Consider the following 16,434-nt stretch of genomic DNA (forward strand, 5'->3'; position numbering starts at 1 on the left):
GCAGCTACTTCAGGATAGATTACCTATTTCCATGTATATTATCGGGAAAATGGATAAAAATACGGGGAAGGAAATGAATGGGAAACAGGAAGAATACAACAACTGGGGACTGTTTTCAGGAGGTGGTGATAACGTGGCTATGTGGCAATGGTATAAACGAAGGTCTATAAAAGTATCTCAAAGCCAGCAACCTCGTATGATTCCGCCAAAGGAACCGCCTGCCCATCAGATTTTGGAAGAAAATGAAGAAGGGAAAATCACGCCACATCTTGAAGAGACGATTTCATTCATGGATAAGATACTTGGTGAAAATGACGATTTTGTCATGCACCGGTTTCGTATATTTGATCAGTACCCGGCAGTGCTATTGTATTTCTCCGACTTAATTGAGAAGCAGTATTTGAATGAGCACATTTTAAAACCGCTGATGCTATCGTCGACTAACAAGCAGGGGAGAGCAAAGAATAGCCGGCCCTTAAAGGATGTATTATTTCGAGATACATTGTATGCCTGTGAAGGGAGAACAGAAAAACAGTTATCTGAGGTTATCCAAGCCGTTGTACAAGGAGAAACGGTTCTTGTAGTGGACGGGATGGAGGATGCGCTGCTATTCAGTACACGAAATGTGGACAAACGCTCGATCACGCAACCTGAAACAGAGCAGGTTATCCGCGGAGCACGAGAAGGATTCATAGAAATGTTGGGTACGAACCTTTCCTTGCTTCGCTACCGGCTTCCGACACCGGATCTACGGGTAAAAACGATTCGAATAGGGCGTGTAACTAAATCTAAAGTAGCTATCTGTTACTTGGATGGGATTGTTAATCCCCAACTTGTTGAAGAGGTGTTCAGACGATTAGCGTTGATCGACATTGACGGCATTCTCGATGTTGGATACTTGGAACAGTTTATTGAAGATAACCATCTGTCCCCGTTCCCGCAGATTCAAAATACGGAACGCCCGGATAAGGCGGTTGCCAATCTACTGGAGGGCAGGGTAATCTTGCTGGTCGACGGTTCTCCCTTTGCCCTCATATTGCCGACTGTGTTCAGTCAGTTTTACCAGACGGTCGAAGATTACTCCGAACGATTTCTTTTGGTCAGCTTTATTCGGCTAGCACGACTGGTAGCTCTTATTTTCTCCTTGATTTTCCCCTCGTTATATGTGGCGCTGATTTCTTTTAACCCAGAGCTCATACCTACAGAGTTTGCCGTGGCCGTTGCGGGTGGGAGAGCAGGAGTGCCTTTTCCCTCTCTAATTGAAGTTCTGGTTATGGAGGTTTCCATGGAGGTTCTGAGGGAAGCGACTCTGCGTCTGCCACAGCAAGTAGGGGGAGCGCTATCGATTGTTGGTGTGCTAGTCGTCGGACAAGCCGCGGTTGCTGCTGGATTCATCAGTCCGATAACGGTAGTCATCATCGCCTTAACAACGATCGGTTCTTTTGCCACACCGGCGTACAACGCAGCGCTTGCATTAAGGATGCTGCGCTTTCCGCTTGTGATATTGGCTGGTATGTTTGGTTTGTACGGCGTGATGATCGGGCTTATCCTGATCGCCAACCATATGCTCTCACTAAAATCGTTCGGGGTGCCTTACTTGAGTCCGATTGTCCCTGGGAATTTCCAAGGGATGAAAGATACATTGGCGCGGCTGCCACTCTGGTCCATGCCAAAGAGACCGGCACTCTTGCATACGCCGAATGATACCCGTCTGGGAATGAAAACGAAGGAAATGAAGCATCCGCAAAGCAATACCTTAGATCCATTGAAAGTTGGGAATATAAGGAGGGATATAGAAGATGGAGTATCCTCGCCAAGTAACGATGATTCAAGCGGCGATCATTCTGATTAGTACGATTATCGGGGTAGGAGTTCTTGCACTTTCGCTTTTTGCTGTTAGAGCTTCCGATTCGGGGGCGCCGCTCGTAACCTTTATAGGGATCTTAATCGGCTCTCTGGGGCTTTGGCTTGTTACCGTACTCGGCATGCGCTTTCCAACTCAAACGATTATTGAATACAGTGAAGTTCTGATCGGTAAATGGACGGCTCGGGTATTCAGCGTCTTAATCATCGTTTTCTTTTCCGTACTCACAGCACTGGCATCGCGCGAATTCGGTGAAGTCGTCGTGACTTCCGTTTTAACGAAAACGCCGCTGGAAGTGACGGTTATTGTGATGCTCTTGTTAGCTGCAGTTTCCTCACGTGCTGACATGACGACCTTTACCTATTTCCATCATTTTTATTTCCCGCTTATTGTTTTCCCGCTTGTATTGATCGTCGTTCTCTCGCTAAAAAATGCACAGTTGGTCAATTTATTGCCAATATGGGGGAATGAACCGAGCGGCATGTCCAAAGGAATTCTTACCATGGCTGCCTTATTTCAAGGTTCTTTCGTCATGACCATCGTCATTCCTGCGATGCGTAAACCGGATAGAGCGATGTTGGCAAGCTTAGTCGGCATGTTGATTTCAGGGGGACTCTACATGCTCATCGTAGTTGCTACGGTTGGTGTATTTGGAGCAGAGGAAATCAAAAACCTAGTTTGGCCTACCTTGGAATTAGCCAAAACCACCTCACTTCCCGCCAACATCCTGGAGAGGTTGGATGGCGCCTTTCTTGCCGTTTGGGTCACAGCGGTATTTACAACATTGTTGTCGACCTATTATTTGGCCATTCACTTTCTAAGCCAACTGTTACATTTGCGCGATCACAAGCTGTTTTCATTTTTTCTCATTCCCTTCATTTATGTCATTGCCATGTTTCCCCAAAACCTGCTTCAGATGTATGGCATTATTCAAATTGTTGGTCGTTGGGGACTGGTCATTACGGTGTTCTATCCTTTGGTTTTACTGATCGTAGCCCTCATTCGCAAGAAAAAGAAGGGGAGTCGGGGTGATCAACGTGTGGCGAAAACGGATTAGCCGGATTCTTGTTATACTGTTGCTTTTGCCCATGCTTACAGGTTGCTGGGATCGTTTAGAAATCGAAGATCGAGCCGTTGTGTTAGCGATTGCCATCGATGAGGCCAAACCGCAAGAGGCGAATGAAAGCAGCAATGCAACACAGATACTTAAAGCTCCTAAGTCGAATAAAAGTTTAATACGACTCACTGTACAAATTGCCGTTCCAGGACGCATTCCTTTGGGTACAGGTGGTACCGGAGGCGTTCCGGCTGGGCAGAAACCAGTCTGGGTGCTGAGCAGCATCGGGAGTACCATTAACGATTCCATCATGAATCTGCAGCAGCAACTGGCAGATCGCCTATTCTTCGGACATTTGCGTGTAATCGTCGTGTCCGAAGTAATGGCAAGGAAGGGAATCGAAAATGAGAAAGATTTCTTTCGTCGTCAACCTCAGGTAAGAAGAACAGTTTGGATGGTTGTATCCAAAGGGAAAGCTTCTGATATCATGAGAGCTACTCCGCAATTGGAGCGTGTTCCCACTTTATACCTAGTAGCCACCTTAGATCATGCCAAGGAAATGGGGAAACTTCCTAATAATTTCCTAGGTGTTTTCTATAGTGCTAGTTCTGCTAAAGGACAGGAAGGATCTCTCCCTTATCTGGAATTGAAGAAAGAATCTAATATTGAAATCGCTGGAATGGCATATTTTAAAGGTGACAAAATGGAGGGAATCACTACGCCTCTACAAATCGGTCACTTTATGGCAATGAAGCAAATCAATCCCGGTGGATATAGCGTCATCACACATATACCCGGATCTGACACTTCTGTCATATTTCAATCTACCCATCGTAAAGCGAAAATCACAACAGAAATCAAAGACGGTAAAATTCATGCCAAAGTTGTGAGTCAAATCGAAGGAGATTTACGGGAGAAATCGAATGAAAATTTGACGTTAACGAAGGAAACGATTAAAAAATTAGAGCAATCCATAGAAAAGGACGGGAAAATAGGGTTTGAAAAACTAATTCACCAGACCCAAAAGGACGGTTGCGACATTTTCGGTTTCGGGGAAGACGTGCGTGCTTTCCATCCTTCCTATTGGAATAGGGAAATTAAAACGAAGCAGAAATGGGAAGAGATGTATCGTGAAATGTCCGTTGAGGTAAGTCTACGTATAAATATTCGACGAATTGGCACAAAAACCAAATAATCCGTTAAAGCTTGGTTCCATACTTTGAGTTTTACAACCGCGGCTCGAGTGAGAAGGGGTTCGACGATGATTACCTTTAACTATTACACGGTATTGCTTTTACTAATTTCTGGGATCCTCACGCTAAGTTTTGATGTTAGAATCTATGTGAAGACGAATATGATGAAAGAAAAGAAAGGTGCCCTGATTACAGGGTGGCTCAGTATAGCCCTCGCTTTCATTTCATTTTGCACCTACTATATGTATGAGAAATGGTTCTGGAAGTAGACATATTTAATGAATAAACCTAATCTATTCAGCATTTGCTGAGCAGATTAGGTTTATTTTGTAAGTGAGTAGATGGTAGGGCTTGGTTATTCATATTTTTTGAAAATGAGGACGGCGTTATGCCCGCCAAATCCGAATGAGCTGGACAAGCCATAACGAAGTTCAGCTCGTCTTGCAACGAGTGGAACATAATCGAGATCACACTCGGGATCTGGATTTTCTAGATTAATAGTCGGAGGGATAAGGCCGTCCTGTAAGGTTTTGATCAGCGCGACGGCTTCCACACCGCCAGCTGCGCCGAGCATATGGCCGATCATGGACTTGTTTGCGCTGATCGGCACGTCATACGCACCGCGACCAAGCAGCCGCTTGATGGCGAGCGTCTCTGAGAGATCGCCAGCGATCGTGCTCGTCGCGTGCGCGTTGATCGTGTCGATCTCCGCCGCGGCGATCCCGGCGTCGGCGATCGCTTCGCGCATGGCTCGGTAAGCTCCCGAGCCTTCAGGATCGGTCGCCACAATGTGGTAGGCGTCCGAGGTTGATCCATAGCCGACGAGCTCGGCATGGATACGGGCTCCTCGACGCTCGGCATGCTCGAGCGACTCCAGCACGAGCACGCCGGCGCCTTCGGCGGCGACGAAGCCGTCCCGCTCCGCGTCGAACGGGCGGCTAGCCTGCTCCGGCGCGTCACAGCGCGTCGATAGCGCTGTCGCATTGCCGAAGCCCGCCAGCGCGAGGTCGGTGACCGTCGCTTCGGCGCCGCCGGCAATGACGGCGTCTGCGCCTCCGCGCTGGATAAGCTTGAAAGCTTCGCCAATGGCGTTATTTCCTGTGGCGCAAGCGGTCACTGGAGCTAGTGTTGGGCCCTTGACACCGAACAGAATACTAACCTGTGCCGCAGCCATATTGGCGATCATCATAGGGACAACGGTCGGACTCACGCGGCTGGGTCCGCGGGTCAGCAACGTCCGGTAATTGTCCAGAATCGTCTGAATACCGCCAATGCCAGAGCCAATATAGACGCCGATACGTTCTTCATTCGTCGAATCAATCACTAAGGCCGCATCATCAAGCGCCTGCTTGGCCGCGGCAACGGCAAATTGGCAGTATCGATCCATCCGGCGTACATCTCGCCGACCAACAGCTGCTTCTGCATCGAAATTCCGTACCACACCAGCGAAATTGGTTTTATAATCCGTTACATCCATATGATCTATCTTGGTAATGCCTGATTTACCATCTGTAAGATTCCTCCAGAACGTTTCCACCTGATTCCCAATGGGTGTAATGACACCCATTCCTGTCACAACTACACGTTTCATTTGTAATTCCTCCTAATCGTTTACTTTCCATTAGAATGTCACATTATTTATCCTATTACAAGTTATGGTTTATACTGGTATAATAGCTTCTATGATAAAAATGTAGGAGGATTGTGGCGTGAATACAAAGGAACGGTTACAGGCACTGTCCGAGTTTTTAACGACTCATCGTGCTAGAATTCAACCCAGTGAGGCTGGAGTACTTGGCGGGAGTCGTAGACGAACCCCTGGCTTACGCAGAGAAGAAGTGGCAACAATTGCTGGTGTCAGCACGACCTGGTATACCTGGTTAGAGCAGGGAAGAGATATCAAAATGTCCGTGCAAGTACTGGATCGTATTGCTTTTGCTTTGCAGCTTAATGAGGATGAGCGCCAGTATCTCTTCATGTTGGCTCTCGAGCAGCCGGCACCGACTACATTTGTAGATAAAATACCTACGGTCAGTCCAGCGTTAACCAGAATTCTGACAGAGCTTCATGATTGCCCCACGATTATTTCGGACCGCCGCTGTAATATTGTTGGCTGGAATCAAGCAGCTGCTGCTATATTCCTAGATTTCGCGATTATCCCTGAAGAGCAAAGAAACATGATTTGGCTGCTTTTTACACGGAAAGAATTGAAAGCTCTGGCCGTAAACTGGCATGATTTTGTAAAAGGATTCTTGGCGATGTTTCGATCCTATTACGGGCAATATGTCGGGGATAATTGGTACAGTGAGTTTATCGAGCAGATTAGTAAACAGAGCCAGGATTTTAGAACTTTTTGGAACCAAAGTGATGTGAGTTCAGCACCCGAAGTGTTCATTGAATTCAGGCATGCCAAAGTGGGGAAAATGCTGTTCGATTTGACTACGCTTCAAGTACAAGGACGTACCGATTTGAGATGCAGTGTGTATACACCTTCTCCTGGTTCGGATACCGATTCGAAAGTTAGACTTTTGATGAGTAAATTAGAGGAGCATGACTAAGGTCAACGTCTAAAGTAAGGATGTCGAATGTACATTAAATCCATGAAAAAAGTGCTGCTATTTTCGTAATTTACGGAGTAGCGGCACTTTTTTTAATATGGGACATGACATTTGTCATACCCGCTACTTGACGTTTATGACTACAACGAAATGAAAGCGATATCTATAATGAAGATAGGTTATTGTGACTTACGTTCGACAACATGACCCGCTTACCATACCTGAGGAGGAACTATACAATGACTCAATCTACGCTATCCAATTTAAAAAAACAGGTTGCCCCTTATGAAAAATCGAATACGAAGGCGAGTGTTAAACAGCTGTTCAACACCATAGGACCTTTATTGCTGCTGTGGTACGCTGCATATCTAAGCCTATCCGTATCTTATTGGATAACGTTACCGATTACGTTCATTGCTTCCGGGTTTGTCATACGGACTTTTATCATTTTCCATGATTGTTGTCACCAATCGTTCTTCAAAAGCCGCCGAGCTAACGATATCATAGGTACGATAACGGGTATTCTTACACTCTTTCCGTATCAACAATGGAAAAACAGTCATTCTATCCATCATGCAACGAGCAGCAACCTTGAGAAACGCGGCACAGGTGATATGTGGGTTCTTACGGTCGACGAATACGCGGCTTCTCCATTATTGCTCAAAGTTGCCTATCGATTATATCGGAATCCACTCATTATGTTTGGACTTGGTCCCATCTTTTTATTCCTAGTTACGAATCGTTTTAATACAAAAGGTGCGAAGCGTAAGGAAAGAATCAGTACTTACTTGACGAATGTTTCCATCATCATTTTATATGCATGTATGTGTTGGGCTATTGGCTGGCAGGCGTTTGTGATGATTCAAGTTCCGCTCGTTTTCGTAGCCGGCTTGCTGGGAATTTGGCTGTTCTATGTACAACATCAGTTTGAGGATTCCTACTTTGAGAACGAAGATGAGTGGAGTTATGTGAAAGCCGCGGTAGATGGAAGCTCTTATTACAAGCTGCCTAAGCTTTTACAATGGATAACGGGAAATATCGGCTTTCATCATGTGCATCATTTGAGTCCGAAAGTGCCAAATTATAACTTGGAGAAGGCGCATAATGCAACCCCTCCGCTGCAAAAAGCAACGACGATTACAATTAGCACGAGTCTACAATCGTTACGTTTTCGTCTTTGGGACGAGCAGAACAAAAAGTTTGTTGGTTATAAAAATAAAAAACAGGTGCTCCCTAACCCAGATAAGCTAGATTCTTTGGGGAACAACATAAAAGTCCGTAGATCGATCATTTAAGGAAAAATAATCTTGTCTATACATGTTTATGCTAAAATAGAATGAAATCAATGGCACAAAAAAGAGGGTAAACGGACTATGCAAAAGTGGCATCAAATATTTCATAAAAAAACTGGTCTTAGTCCGTATGTATGGGTTGTTTTTTACATTCTTCCTTTTTATTTTATATTAAGTTCTTCTGCCACTTACCAAATTGTTTTGGGCGCTGTTATGATTGTTGTTTTCTTTATTTGCTACGTGCTTTCTTTTGTCTCTAAAGGCTGGCTCATGTACTTTTGGACGAGTGTACAAATTCTGATTTCAATCACCATGACTTTACTGTTCAGCTACGTATATTTCTCGCTGTTTTTAGCCTTTTTTATTGGCAATATTCAAAATCGGGCCGGATTTATTACGATGTACGCTATTCATCTAATAAGTACAATTGTTACGATCAACTATGGATTAGTATCCCAGAACCCTGTCTATATTACGCAGCTGCCGTTTGTCATTATTAGCGTGATTGGCGTAATTCTTCTTCCGGTCACCACGTACAACCGAAACAGGAGTGATAAACTGCAGGGACAGCTAGAGGATGCTAATAAGCGTATTTCTGAGCTGGTAAAATTGGAAGAACGCCAAAGAATCGCTCGTGACCTACACGATACACTCGGTCAGAAGCTCTCATTAATTGGTTTAAAGAGTGATTTGGCAGGGAAATTAATTAGCAAGAACCCATCTAAAGCACAAATTGAAATCAATGATGTTCGGCAGACGGCGAGAAGTGCATTGAAGGAAGTTCGAGAAATGGTTACATCCATGCGAGGTACTAGACTAGAGGACGAGATGTTTCGCGTTAAGCAAATTTTGAAGGCTGCTGAGATCGACCTCATTGTGGAAGGGGATCCTCAGTTAACGAACACCTCCTTGATGAACGAGAATGTAGTGAGTATGTGCTTAAAGGAAGCCGTTACCAATATTATTAAACATAGCAGCGCTTCTACCTGTTCGATCGCCATTGAGCCATCACAATCCGATTTGGTTATCAAAGTAGGGGACAATGGGGTCGGCATGGCCAAAGAATCCGTTGTCTTACTTGGAAATGGACTGCGAGGCATGAAAGAGCGTCTTGAGTTTGTGAACGGATGCATGGAAATTGTCTCAAACCAAGGAACGACGATCGTGATCAAAGTGCCAAATGTCTTCAAACCACCGGAAAGGGAGGCGGGGATATGATTCGAATTGTAATTGCCGAGGACCAACGAATGCTGCTTGGCGCACTTGCTTCCTTGCTGGATTTGGAAGAGGATATGCAGGTCGTTGGTACAGCTAGCAATGGGGAGGATGCAGTGAGACTGGTTCATCTTCATAAGCCAGATATTTGTATCATGGATATTGAGATGCCAGTCAAGAGCGGATTAGACGCGGCTGAGGAACTAAAGGGATTTGGCTGCAAGGTGATGATACTGACTACGTTTGCTCGTTCCGGATATTTTGAAAGGGCTGTGAAGGCTGGTGCCAACGGTTATTTGTTGAAAGATAGCCCCAGTGAGGAGCTCGCTACTTCGATACGCAGTATCATGGCCGGCCGCCGCATTTATGCCTCAGAGTTAGTAGATGACGCATATGGGGAAGAAAATCCTTTGACCGAGCGGGAGAAGGAAGTACTGATCCTTATCGCCGACGGTAAAAATACGAAGGAAATTGCTGATCAGATGTATATAACCACAGGAACCGTCCGTAACTATATTTCCGTAATCCTTGATAAGCTCAACGTAAGCAATCGAATTGAGGCTATTATGCGTTTTAAAGAAAAGGGATGGTTCAAGTGACACATACGGCTAAAGAGGGGCTGTCTCAAAAGTGTTCGCATGATTAGAACGTCCCGAACTTTACGCAAAAGAACCTCCAACTCCACTAACACAGTGGGGATGGAGGTTCTTTATTGCTGATTTGACATGTAAAACAAATCCATTTCTATTTTGAGTATAAACCTAGCCTGTGTTTAGGTCATTTAAAATATCTACATTGTGCTATGGAATGAATAGGCAAGCTAGGTGTGTTAATTGCTTTTAACTATCGAGGTATCACGTGTGATAAGACAACAGATCATGCTAATGTTCTGCACAGCGTTACATTCTGGGAGCTTTAGCGAACAATAAGCAAACGTATCTTGCTTAAGCATCCATAACAGGAGCTATTCGAACAAATAAGCAGCTTAAGTTGCCCTATTTTCCGTATCGAACATCGAACCGAGTTAAACGAGTCCTTAAGCGCAACTCGGGGGATATACGGAAAATGGGGTTGTCTCAAAAGTGTTCGCATGATAGAGAATGTCTCAAATATTACACAAAATAACCTCCAGTTCCACTAATTAAGTGGGAGATGGAGGTTATTTACATATGAAATTTGACTCTTAGTGGGTGCTCGATAATCATAAATTGGCTTTTGAGACAGCCCCTTTTGATTTTCATAATAGTAAAATATGAGCAATAAGAGGGCGAAGCTTACTTATGAACAAGCTCTTACAAGACTTTCAAGCAGTGATATTAAACCTCTCTTGGTTAAAACATCCGTGATGACGCCCTCATTATTAAGTTTTAAGTTAATATGGGGAATCATCATAGTTCCCTCCTCAACAATTCTGGCATTGATCATGTTTAGCGTAAGCAGAATTGAATCATGCGCTTTGTCCCCGCCCATAGGAGTGGGAGACGCGGTGACTACCGCTGTCGGTTTATTCATAAATTGACCTGAAGATACTAGCCAGTCTAATGCATTTTTCAATACACCAGGTACTCCGTTCCCATATTCTGGTGTGCATATCAGTACGGCATCCGCTTCGTTAAGTTGTGAGCGCAGCTCAAGAACCGATACAGGTCCGTCATCGACGTCAAGATCGGGATTAAAATGCGGTAGATCACCCAACCCGTTATATATAGTAAAGACCATATTTTCTCGGGCTAGACCTACAATAGCGTGCATAAGGGCTGTATTAGAAGACTTCTGGCGAAGACTTCCCGAAATCGCTAACACTTTTATTGTTTTCACCATCCGAAATCATCTCATTTCTTACGTTGTTTCCTTTATCTTACATGTTTCGATAGTTAAAAGTAAAATAGAGAAACTATTTTATTCTTATTAAGCTTCGTTGAAGCACCGTATCGCCTTCTTGTGGCGTAAAGGGGGCATTTGTTACACCAGTTACATTCGTTATTAATTTGCGATCATTATGCTGTGTAATCCGAACCTCATACTTAAACTTTACCTTTGACACGTCTGCAAACAAGAAAACCGATTTACCCCCTGCAACTGTAACCGTACATTTTTTTCTGTTGCAAGGACTTACCCTCAAGGGAATTGGTGAACCCGTGGACCAGTCAAACACTTGTACCGTTATCCTGCGGGAACATTTTTTATTGAAGTTTACGACATCGACAAGGGCAAACTTCGTTTTATTTGGCCTCCGCAAAATACCAGTTGAGAATGTCACTCGCTTTGCAATCATCCTATCACTTCTCCTTCCTTCGTTAATACAGTAAATGCAATAGCGGCAAGTGTGTTTGTACTTTTGTACGTTACGAAAGAAGGGTGAAGGGTTGTTAATATAAGCAGACTATGGCAGTATATAAGCATTTAACGAATGGGGGAAATGAGATTAATGCCAGAATTACCAAATTGCCCAAAATGTCAATCAGTGTACACGTACGAAGATGGGAGTCTATTGATTTGCCCGGAATGCGCACATGAGTGGACGTTAGAATTGGAAGCTGAAGATCGTGCTGATAACAAAATTGTTAAAGATGCGAATGGAAATGTCTTAAACGACGGTGATACGGTTACAGTCATCAAGGATCTTAAAGTTAAAGGAAGTTCATCCGTCATAAAAATAGGTACAAAAGTTAAAAATATACGATTGGTTGATGGCGATCATGATATTGATTGCAAAATTGATGATTTCGGAGCTATGAAATTAAAATCTGAATTTGTTAAAAAGGTATAAGCTTGAAAGTCGCGCTAGTCGCGGCTTTTTTAATTTTTCAGCCTATTTTTTTATCAAAATAGTACTTACTTTCAGGTAAGTAGATTACCCAAAACCCACTATGTTAAGGAAAAGTGCGTACTTTTGAAGCCTCTAAGATTCAGGTATGATAATGATGAAATGGAGGCGATAATAATGAAATATACTTACTTAGGTCGTTCGGGTTTAAAAGTCAGTAAATTGTGCCTTGGAACGATGAACTTCGGTGTAGATACAGAGGAAAAAGAAGCTTTTCGAATCATGGATGCCGCATTGGATGCCGGAATCAACTTTTTCGATACGGCTAATATTTATGGCTGGGGTGAAAATGCAGGGCGTACGGAGGAAATTATAGGCCGCTGGTTCGCACAAGGCGGAGGACGCAGAGAGAAAACGATCCTAGCTACGAAGTTCTATGGAGATATGCATGATGTGAATGATGGACCTAACCGGGAAGGCGGGCTTTCCGCTTACAAGCTTCGTCGTCACTTGGACGCGTCATTACGCCGCCTACAAACGGATCATATTGAACTATATCAAATGCACCATGTGGATCGGAATGTATCTTGGGATGAGCTTTGGGAAGCTTTTCAAGTTCCGGTGTACCAAGGGAAAATCGGCTATGTAGGCTCAAGTAACTTTGCAGGTCGTGATTTGGTGAAAGCGCAATATGAAGCTAAAGCTCGTCATCTTATTGGTCTCGTCTCTGAGCAGCACAAATATAGTTTGCTCTGCAGACTGCCTGAACTAGAAGTACTGCCAGCGGCTCAGGAACTTGGAATTGGCGTAATCGCATGGAGCCCGCTAGATGGCGGTCTGTTAGGCGGCAATGCTTTGAAGCCGATTGCGGGCTCAAAACGAGCAAGTAACCCTGAAAGGGTTGAGAAGTTTCGCTCACAGCTGGAGGCATTTTCGACTTTAAGCAAGGAACTTGGTGAGAGTGAAGCGAATGTGGCATTGGCATGGACGCTAGTTCACCCAGCTATGACAGCGCCTATAATTGGGCCGCGAACATTGGAACAATTTCAAAATACACTGCGTGTTGTTGATATTGTACTGGATGAATCTACATTGAAGAGACTAGATGAAATCTTCCCGGGTCCAGGGGGTTCTGCTCCGCAGGCTTATGCTTGGTAAAAATGATATTAAAAAAAGCCGCGTTATTCGCGGCTTTTTCAAATTTGGAAGAGGAAGCAGCCGCCAGGAATTCATCACGAAGAATTTTCAAGCCGGTATTGCCCAGGTGTGATGTTTTCGAATTTTTTAAACACTTTGAAAAAGTGCCGCGGATTTTCGTAACCAACAAGTTCTGCAATGGTGTTGATCGGCCATTCCGGATTCTCCTGCATGATCTGCTTGGCTTTGGCAAGTCGAAACGTATGCAAGTAGTGGAGGAAGGTTAGTCCCATCTCTTTACGAAACAACATGCTGATGTAATTCGGATGCATTTGCACATGATCCGCAACGGCATCGAGCGATAAATCCAGCTTGTAATTTTGTTCCACGAATGCGACGATTTTATCGATTGCCTGTGAGTTAGGCTGGTGGCGATCCGTGCTGCGTGTATAGCGAATTAGCTGAGCGATGATCTCTGATACACTACTATTCTCAAGCGGGGTGTGGCCGGGCGAAAATAGTTTGGTTGCCGCATGTTCACCCCAAATGGTTTCAGGCGTTAGTCCAACACTTTGCAAGTAGACACCAACACAGATAAGAAACTTTTCACGCAGCTTGTTATTGCAATCGGCATGGGCTGAGAAATGAGGAAGTATGGACTGAATGTCCTTCTCAATCTGCTCGATCGTAACCTGCTGGACAAGCGAATGCTCAATATATTGCACAAGGTGATCATAGTCACTATGAAGGTTCTCCGTCTCGGGTCTGTGTATCGTCAAAATGGAGTTGGAAAAGTACCGATTGAATAACATCGCAGCCATTGCTTCAATATACAGATCACGCAAATGATCGTTATTGTTTTTCCTCACACTAACCCCGATGCAATATCCGCCGCTCCCCTGTATTCTCTTCTTATCGAACAACTCGCCGCATGCATGCTGAAACTCTTCGTCAGTAGGTACATCCGCACCGTTCGCAATAAGTACAGTTTGCCGTAAGAAACGGGACTGGACGGTGTAAGTTTTCTTGCAAACGTGCGCCAGAAGGGCACAAATACGTTCCAGACGTTCGGCTGTCAAAAGGGGAACACTCTCGTACGCCTGGAATACGACGATCGTCGTATAGGGATCAGGAAGCAGGGTATGCAGCTGCTCAGGCCTCAGCGGCATGTCCTCCAACGGCGTATTGTAAAGAATATGTTCTTTGAGAAGCAGAAGGTCATGCTCATTAGTTTGCTGCTGTTCCTCACGAATCGTTTGCTCAACTTTCGAGAGTACAGTAAGCAGTTCTTCCTTATTAATCGGTTTCAATAAATAATCGATGACTTGATAGCGCAGAGCTTGTCTAGCATAGGCGAAATCGCCATAACCCGTTAAAATGACGAAACGGCTGCAAAGGTTCTGAGCTTGTATTTCTTTTATAAGAGCGAGTCCGTCCATTTCCGGCATATGAATATCCGTAAGGATCAAGTCGGGCTGAAAATCGGCGAGCTTCTGCAAGGCATCAATGCCGTCGGCAGCGCCGACGATTTCGATAAACGATGTGTTCGCTTTCTGGATCATGCGGATAATTCCGTTTAAAATAATAGGCTCATCATCGACAACCATCAGCTTCATTGAGCTGCCCCCTTAGCTAACTTGAGTATACAAGTAGTCCCCACATTAAGCTTACTCTCCAATTGAATGCCCGATCCTTCAGCAAAAAACATTTTTACGCGTTCGTTTACATTGAAAATACCGAGACCTCCGCCATCCGTCTGTAAAAGATGGTCATCCATTTTACCGTTTAAGATGTTTTGGATGAGTACAAGCCTTTCTGCCTCAATGCCTGCACCAGAATCCTCTACGGAAATGAACATAAACGCGGAATCTTCCCAAATGCGTATCGAAAGTGAGCCTTGTTTTCTAACATTCGCGATCCCATGAACAATGCTGTTTTCAATAATCGGCTGCAGCATATAGTGGGGGCAATGAAAGTTATCGATATCAGCGGCTATTTCGAAAGATACTTGCAGCCTGTCAGCCAGTCGAATTTGCTGGATTTTGATATAATCTTGAACATTTTCAACTTCTTCTTTCAGCGAAGTCTCTCTTTTCGTTCCCGATAGGCTATAGCGAAATAGTTTGCCAAGTGTATAGGACATCTCTGCTGCTTCAGGGTCATCGTTCGTTTCCGCGATCATGCGAATCGATTCGAGAGTATTGTACAGGAAATGAGGCTTAATTTGGGCCTGCATCATGAGATAGGCTGATTCCTTCCGCAGCATTTCCGAGCGATGTACGGTATTTACCAGCTCATCCATGCGCCTGATCATCGCATTATAAGCGGAGGTTAGATGTCCAACCTCATCTTTATTAATTTCACCATGATAGAGTGGGAAATGGTTTTCGTCAACTCGACGCATATGTTTGGAAAGCTTCAAAATGCGCTTCGTAATTGAACTAGCGATCAGATAGTAAATGCCGGAAAGTAGTAATAAAAGGATGGACACCGTTAATACGAGTACGTACTTATTTTTTTTGATGCCAATAAAGACGTCGTCAACTTGCTCTATCATGACAAAATGCAGCTTAAGACTTTCGGCATAAAACGATTCAATGAGCATTTTATTTCCGCTAACTTGTTGATACGAGTATTTTGCGTTCGTTTGGGAAACATCGGCAAATAAGTCCTGTTCGGAATCCTGAGATAAGGGGATTTTTTTTACAAGAGAAATGACTTGGTGATCCTGATCGAGCACATATAAATTGCTTCTGTTGTTCAAATTTAGTGATTCTAACAAAGGCTTAATCAATTTTGAAGTTACTTTAATATCGAGGAGACCGATATCCTGTTCAAAATTCCGGTTTCCGATTTTATGGACAAAATGTAGGTTAATATCTGGATTCGACTCGTTGTTTATCGTAATCCATTTCCCAACACCAAGCGGAAGCTTCTTGATGCTGTCGTCTAATTTGGACTCGTCCATCTTGGCCATTTCGGGCCGAAAAACCATACCGTTCTGCTGCTCCATGTAAATGGTCATGCCGTCGATCAACCGATTGGATGACAAAATATATGAGAAAAGGGGTCTGATATAGGTTAAAAAATTAGATACCTGTTCGAAATCGGTCCGGTAGTTCCCACTTAAATAAGCAATGGTATTCGAATTGTTTTGAAAAAGCTGATACGCGGATTCGATCTGCACTGTGCTTACATTTAAGTTATTAAGTACCTGATTAACAATTTTCTGCCTGCCTTGCGCATACTCTTCGAGAAAACTGTTGTAGTTCTGATTATACAGAAACAGGCCGAACGAAATAATCGGAATGAAGATGATGACGATATAGCCTATCGCCATTTTTTTCACAA

Annotated in this window: 15 protein-coding genes; 10 read left to right on the top strand and 5 right to left on the bottom strand. The window is 44.1% G+C overall.

Annotation, left to right across the window (positions count from 1 at the left end):
• The first annotated feature begins 196 nt into the window (after window positions 1-196).
• From NYR53_RS16860 to NYR53_RS16875, 4 genes are all read left to right on the top strand, one after another.
• Window positions 197-1,852 (top strand): spore germination protein, encoded by a 1,656-nt coding sequence (locus tag NYR53_RS16860; RefSeq protein ID WP_261306405.1) that lies wholly within the window; start codon window positions 197-199, stop codon window positions 1,850-1,852.
• The gene (locus NYR53_RS16865; protein WP_261306195.1) at window positions 1,800-2,921 is read left to right on the top strand and encodes a GerAB/ArcD/ProY family transporter; all 1,122 of its coding nucleotides are present in this window, start codon (window positions 1,800-1,802) and stop codon (window positions 2,919-2,921) included. The genes NYR53_RS16860 and NYR53_RS16865 overlap by 53 nt, the downstream gene beginning before the upstream one ends.
• On the top strand, window positions 2,893-4,116 hold the full coding sequence (locus tag NYR53_RS16870) for a Ger(x)C family spore germination protein (RefSeq protein WP_261306196.1): 1,224 nt from the start codon (window positions 2,893-2,895) through the stop codon (window positions 4,114-4,116). The genes NYR53_RS16865 and NYR53_RS16870 overlap by 29 nt, the downstream gene beginning before the upstream one ends.
• Before the next feature lie 66 nt (window positions 4,117-4,182).
• Window positions 4,183-4,383, top strand: a complete 201-nt coding sequence (locus NYR53_RS16875) for a CLC_0170 family protein (protein ID WP_261306197.1) — start codon at window positions 4,183-4,185, stop codon at window positions 4,381-4,383.
• Window positions 4,384-4,469: 86 nt separating this feature from the next.
• On the opposite strand, the gene fabF is transcribed toward NYR53_RS16875, so the two are convergent.
• Window positions 4,470-5,705: a beta-ketoacyl-ACP synthase II gene (fabF, locus tag NYR53_RS16880; protein WP_261306198.1), complete on the bottom strand. Its 1,236-nt coding sequence runs from the start codon at window positions 5,703-5,705 to the stop codon at window positions 4,470-4,472.
• Window positions 5,706-5,823: 118 nt separating this feature from the next.
• Here fabF and NYR53_RS16885 point away from each other — a divergent pair, with 118 nt between their 5' ends.
• The 4 genes from NYR53_RS16885 to NYR53_RS16900 all read left to right on the top strand — a co-directional run bounded on the left by NYR53_RS16885 (window position 5,824) and on the right by NYR53_RS16900 (window position 9,778).
• Window positions 5,824-6,672, top strand: coding sequence for a helix-turn-helix transcriptional regulator (locus tag NYR53_RS16885; RefSeq protein WP_261306199.1), 849 nt, complete (start codon window positions 5,824-5,826; stop codon window positions 6,670-6,672).
• A gap of 239 nt (window positions 6,673-6,911) precedes the next feature.
• Complete coding sequence (desA, locus tag NYR53_RS16890; protein ID WP_261306200.1) at window positions 6,912-7,967, top strand: Delta(5) desaturase DesA; 1,056 nt, start codon at window positions 6,912-6,914, stop codon at window positions 7,965-7,967.
• A gap of 78 nt (window positions 7,968-8,045) precedes the next feature.
• A complete protein-coding gene (locus NYR53_RS16895) occupies window positions 8,046-9,182 on the top strand; it encodes a sensor histidine kinase (RefSeq protein WP_261306201.1) in 1,137 nt (378 codons plus the stop codon).
• Window positions 9,179-9,778, top strand: a complete 600-nt coding sequence (locus tag NYR53_RS16900) for a response regulator transcription factor (protein ID WP_029197103.1) — start codon at window positions 9,179-9,181, stop codon at window positions 9,776-9,778. The genes NYR53_RS16895 and NYR53_RS16900 overlap by 4 nt, the downstream gene beginning before the upstream one ends.
• Window positions 9,779-10,457: 679 nt before the next feature.
• Here NYR53_RS16900 and NYR53_RS16905 read toward each other — a convergent pair.
• Both NYR53_RS16905 and NYR53_RS16910 read right to left on the bottom strand, forming a co-directional pair.
• Window positions 10,458-11,000 (bottom strand): NADPH-dependent FMN reductase, encoded by a 543-nt coding sequence (locus tag NYR53_RS16905; protein ID WP_261306202.1) that lies wholly within the window; start codon window positions 10,998-11,000, stop codon window positions 10,458-10,460.
• Window positions 11,001-11,073: 73 nt separating this feature from the next.
• A complete protein-coding gene (locus tag NYR53_RS16910; protein WP_261306203.1) occupies window positions 11,074-11,454 on the bottom strand; it encodes a hypothetical protein in 381 nt (126 codons plus the stop codon).
• 153 nt (window positions 11,455-11,607) lie between these two features.
• Between NYR53_RS16910 and NYR53_RS16915 the strand changes: the two genes are divergently transcribed.
• Both NYR53_RS16915 and NYR53_RS16920 read left to right on the top strand, forming a co-directional pair.
• Window positions 11,608-11,949, top strand: coding sequence for a zinc ribbon domain-containing protein YjdM (locus NYR53_RS16915; protein ID WP_261306204.1), 342 nt, complete (start codon window positions 11,608-11,610; stop codon window positions 11,947-11,949).
• A gap of 174 nt (window positions 11,950-12,123) precedes the next feature.
• On the top strand, window positions 12,124-13,104 hold the full coding sequence (locus NYR53_RS16920; protein ID WP_261306205.1) for an aldo/keto reductase: 981 nt from the start codon (window positions 12,124-12,126) through the stop codon (window positions 13,102-13,104).
• 74 nt (window positions 13,105-13,178) lie between these two features.
• Here the strand turns inward: NYR53_RS16920 and NYR53_RS16925 are convergent, their stop codons facing one another.
• The gene (locus tag NYR53_RS16925; protein WP_261306206.1) at window positions 13,179-14,699 is read right to left on the bottom strand and encodes a response regulator; all 1,521 of its coding nucleotides are present in this window, start codon (window positions 14,697-14,699) and stop codon (window positions 13,179-13,181) included.
• Window positions 14,696-16,432 carry a sensor histidine kinase gene (locus NYR53_RS16930; RefSeq protein ID WP_261306406.1) on the bottom strand — a complete coding sequence of 579 codons (1,737 nt, stop codon included), beginning with the start codon at window positions 16,430-16,432 and terminating at the stop codon, window positions 14,696-14,698. Before NYR53_RS16930 ends, NYR53_RS16925 begins: the two co-directional genes overlap by 4 nt.
• Between the last annotated feature and the right edge of the window lie 2 nt (window positions 16,433-16,434).

The organism is Paenibacillus andongensis, assembly GCF_025369935.1.
Taxonomy (GTDB): Bacteria; Bacillota; Bacilli; order Paenibacillales; family NBRC-103111; genus Paenibacillus_E; species Paenibacillus_E andongensis.

Excerpts from the sequence above, each read along its gene's own strand:
- fabF (WP_261306198.1), bottom strand. The coding sequence starts at position 5,705 with ATGAAACGTGTAGTTGTGACAGGAATGGGTGTCATTACACCCATTGGG.
- NYR53_RS16875 (WP_261306197.1), top strand. The coding sequence starts at position 4,183 with ATGATTACCTTTAACTATTACACGGTATTGCTTTTACTAATTTCTGGG.
- NYR53_RS16910 (WP_261306203.1), bottom strand. The coding sequence starts at position 11,454 with ATGATTGCAAAGCGAGTGACATTCTCAACTGGTATTTTGCGGAGGCCA.
- NYR53_RS16895 (WP_261306201.1), top strand. The coding sequence starts at position 8,046 with ATGCAAAAGTGGCATCAAATATTTCATAAAAAAACTGGTCTTAGTCCG.
- NYR53_RS16905 (WP_261306202.1), bottom strand. The coding sequence starts at position 11,000 with ATGGTGAAAACAATAAAAGTGTTAGCGATTTCGGGAAGTCTTCGCCAG.
- NYR53_RS16925 (WP_261306206.1), bottom strand. The coding sequence starts at position 14,699 with ATGAAGCTGATGGTTGTCGATGATGAGCCTATTATTTTAAACGGAATT.
- NYR53_RS16865 (WP_261306195.1), top strand. The coding sequence starts at position 1,800 with ATGGAGTATCCTCGCCAAGTAACGATGATTCAAGCGGCGATCATTCTG.
- NYR53_RS16920 (WP_261306205.1), top strand. The coding sequence starts at position 12,124 with ATGAAATATACTTACTTAGGTCGTTCGGGTTTAAAAGTCAGTAAATTG.
- NYR53_RS16860 (WP_261306405.1), top strand. The coding sequence starts at position 197 with ATGATTCCGCCAAAGGAACCGCCTGCCCATCAGATTTTGGAAGAAAAT.
- NYR53_RS16900 (WP_029197103.1), top strand. The coding sequence starts at position 9,179 with ATGATTCGAATTGTAATTGCCGAGGACCAACGAATGCTGCTTGGCGCA.
- desA (WP_261306200.1), top strand. The coding sequence starts at position 6,912 with ATGACTCAATCTACGCTATCCAATTTAAAAAAACAGGTTGCCCCTTAT.
- NYR53_RS16915 (WP_261306204.1), top strand. The coding sequence starts at position 11,608 with ATGCCAGAATTACCAAATTGCCCAAAATGTCAATCAGTGTACACGTAC.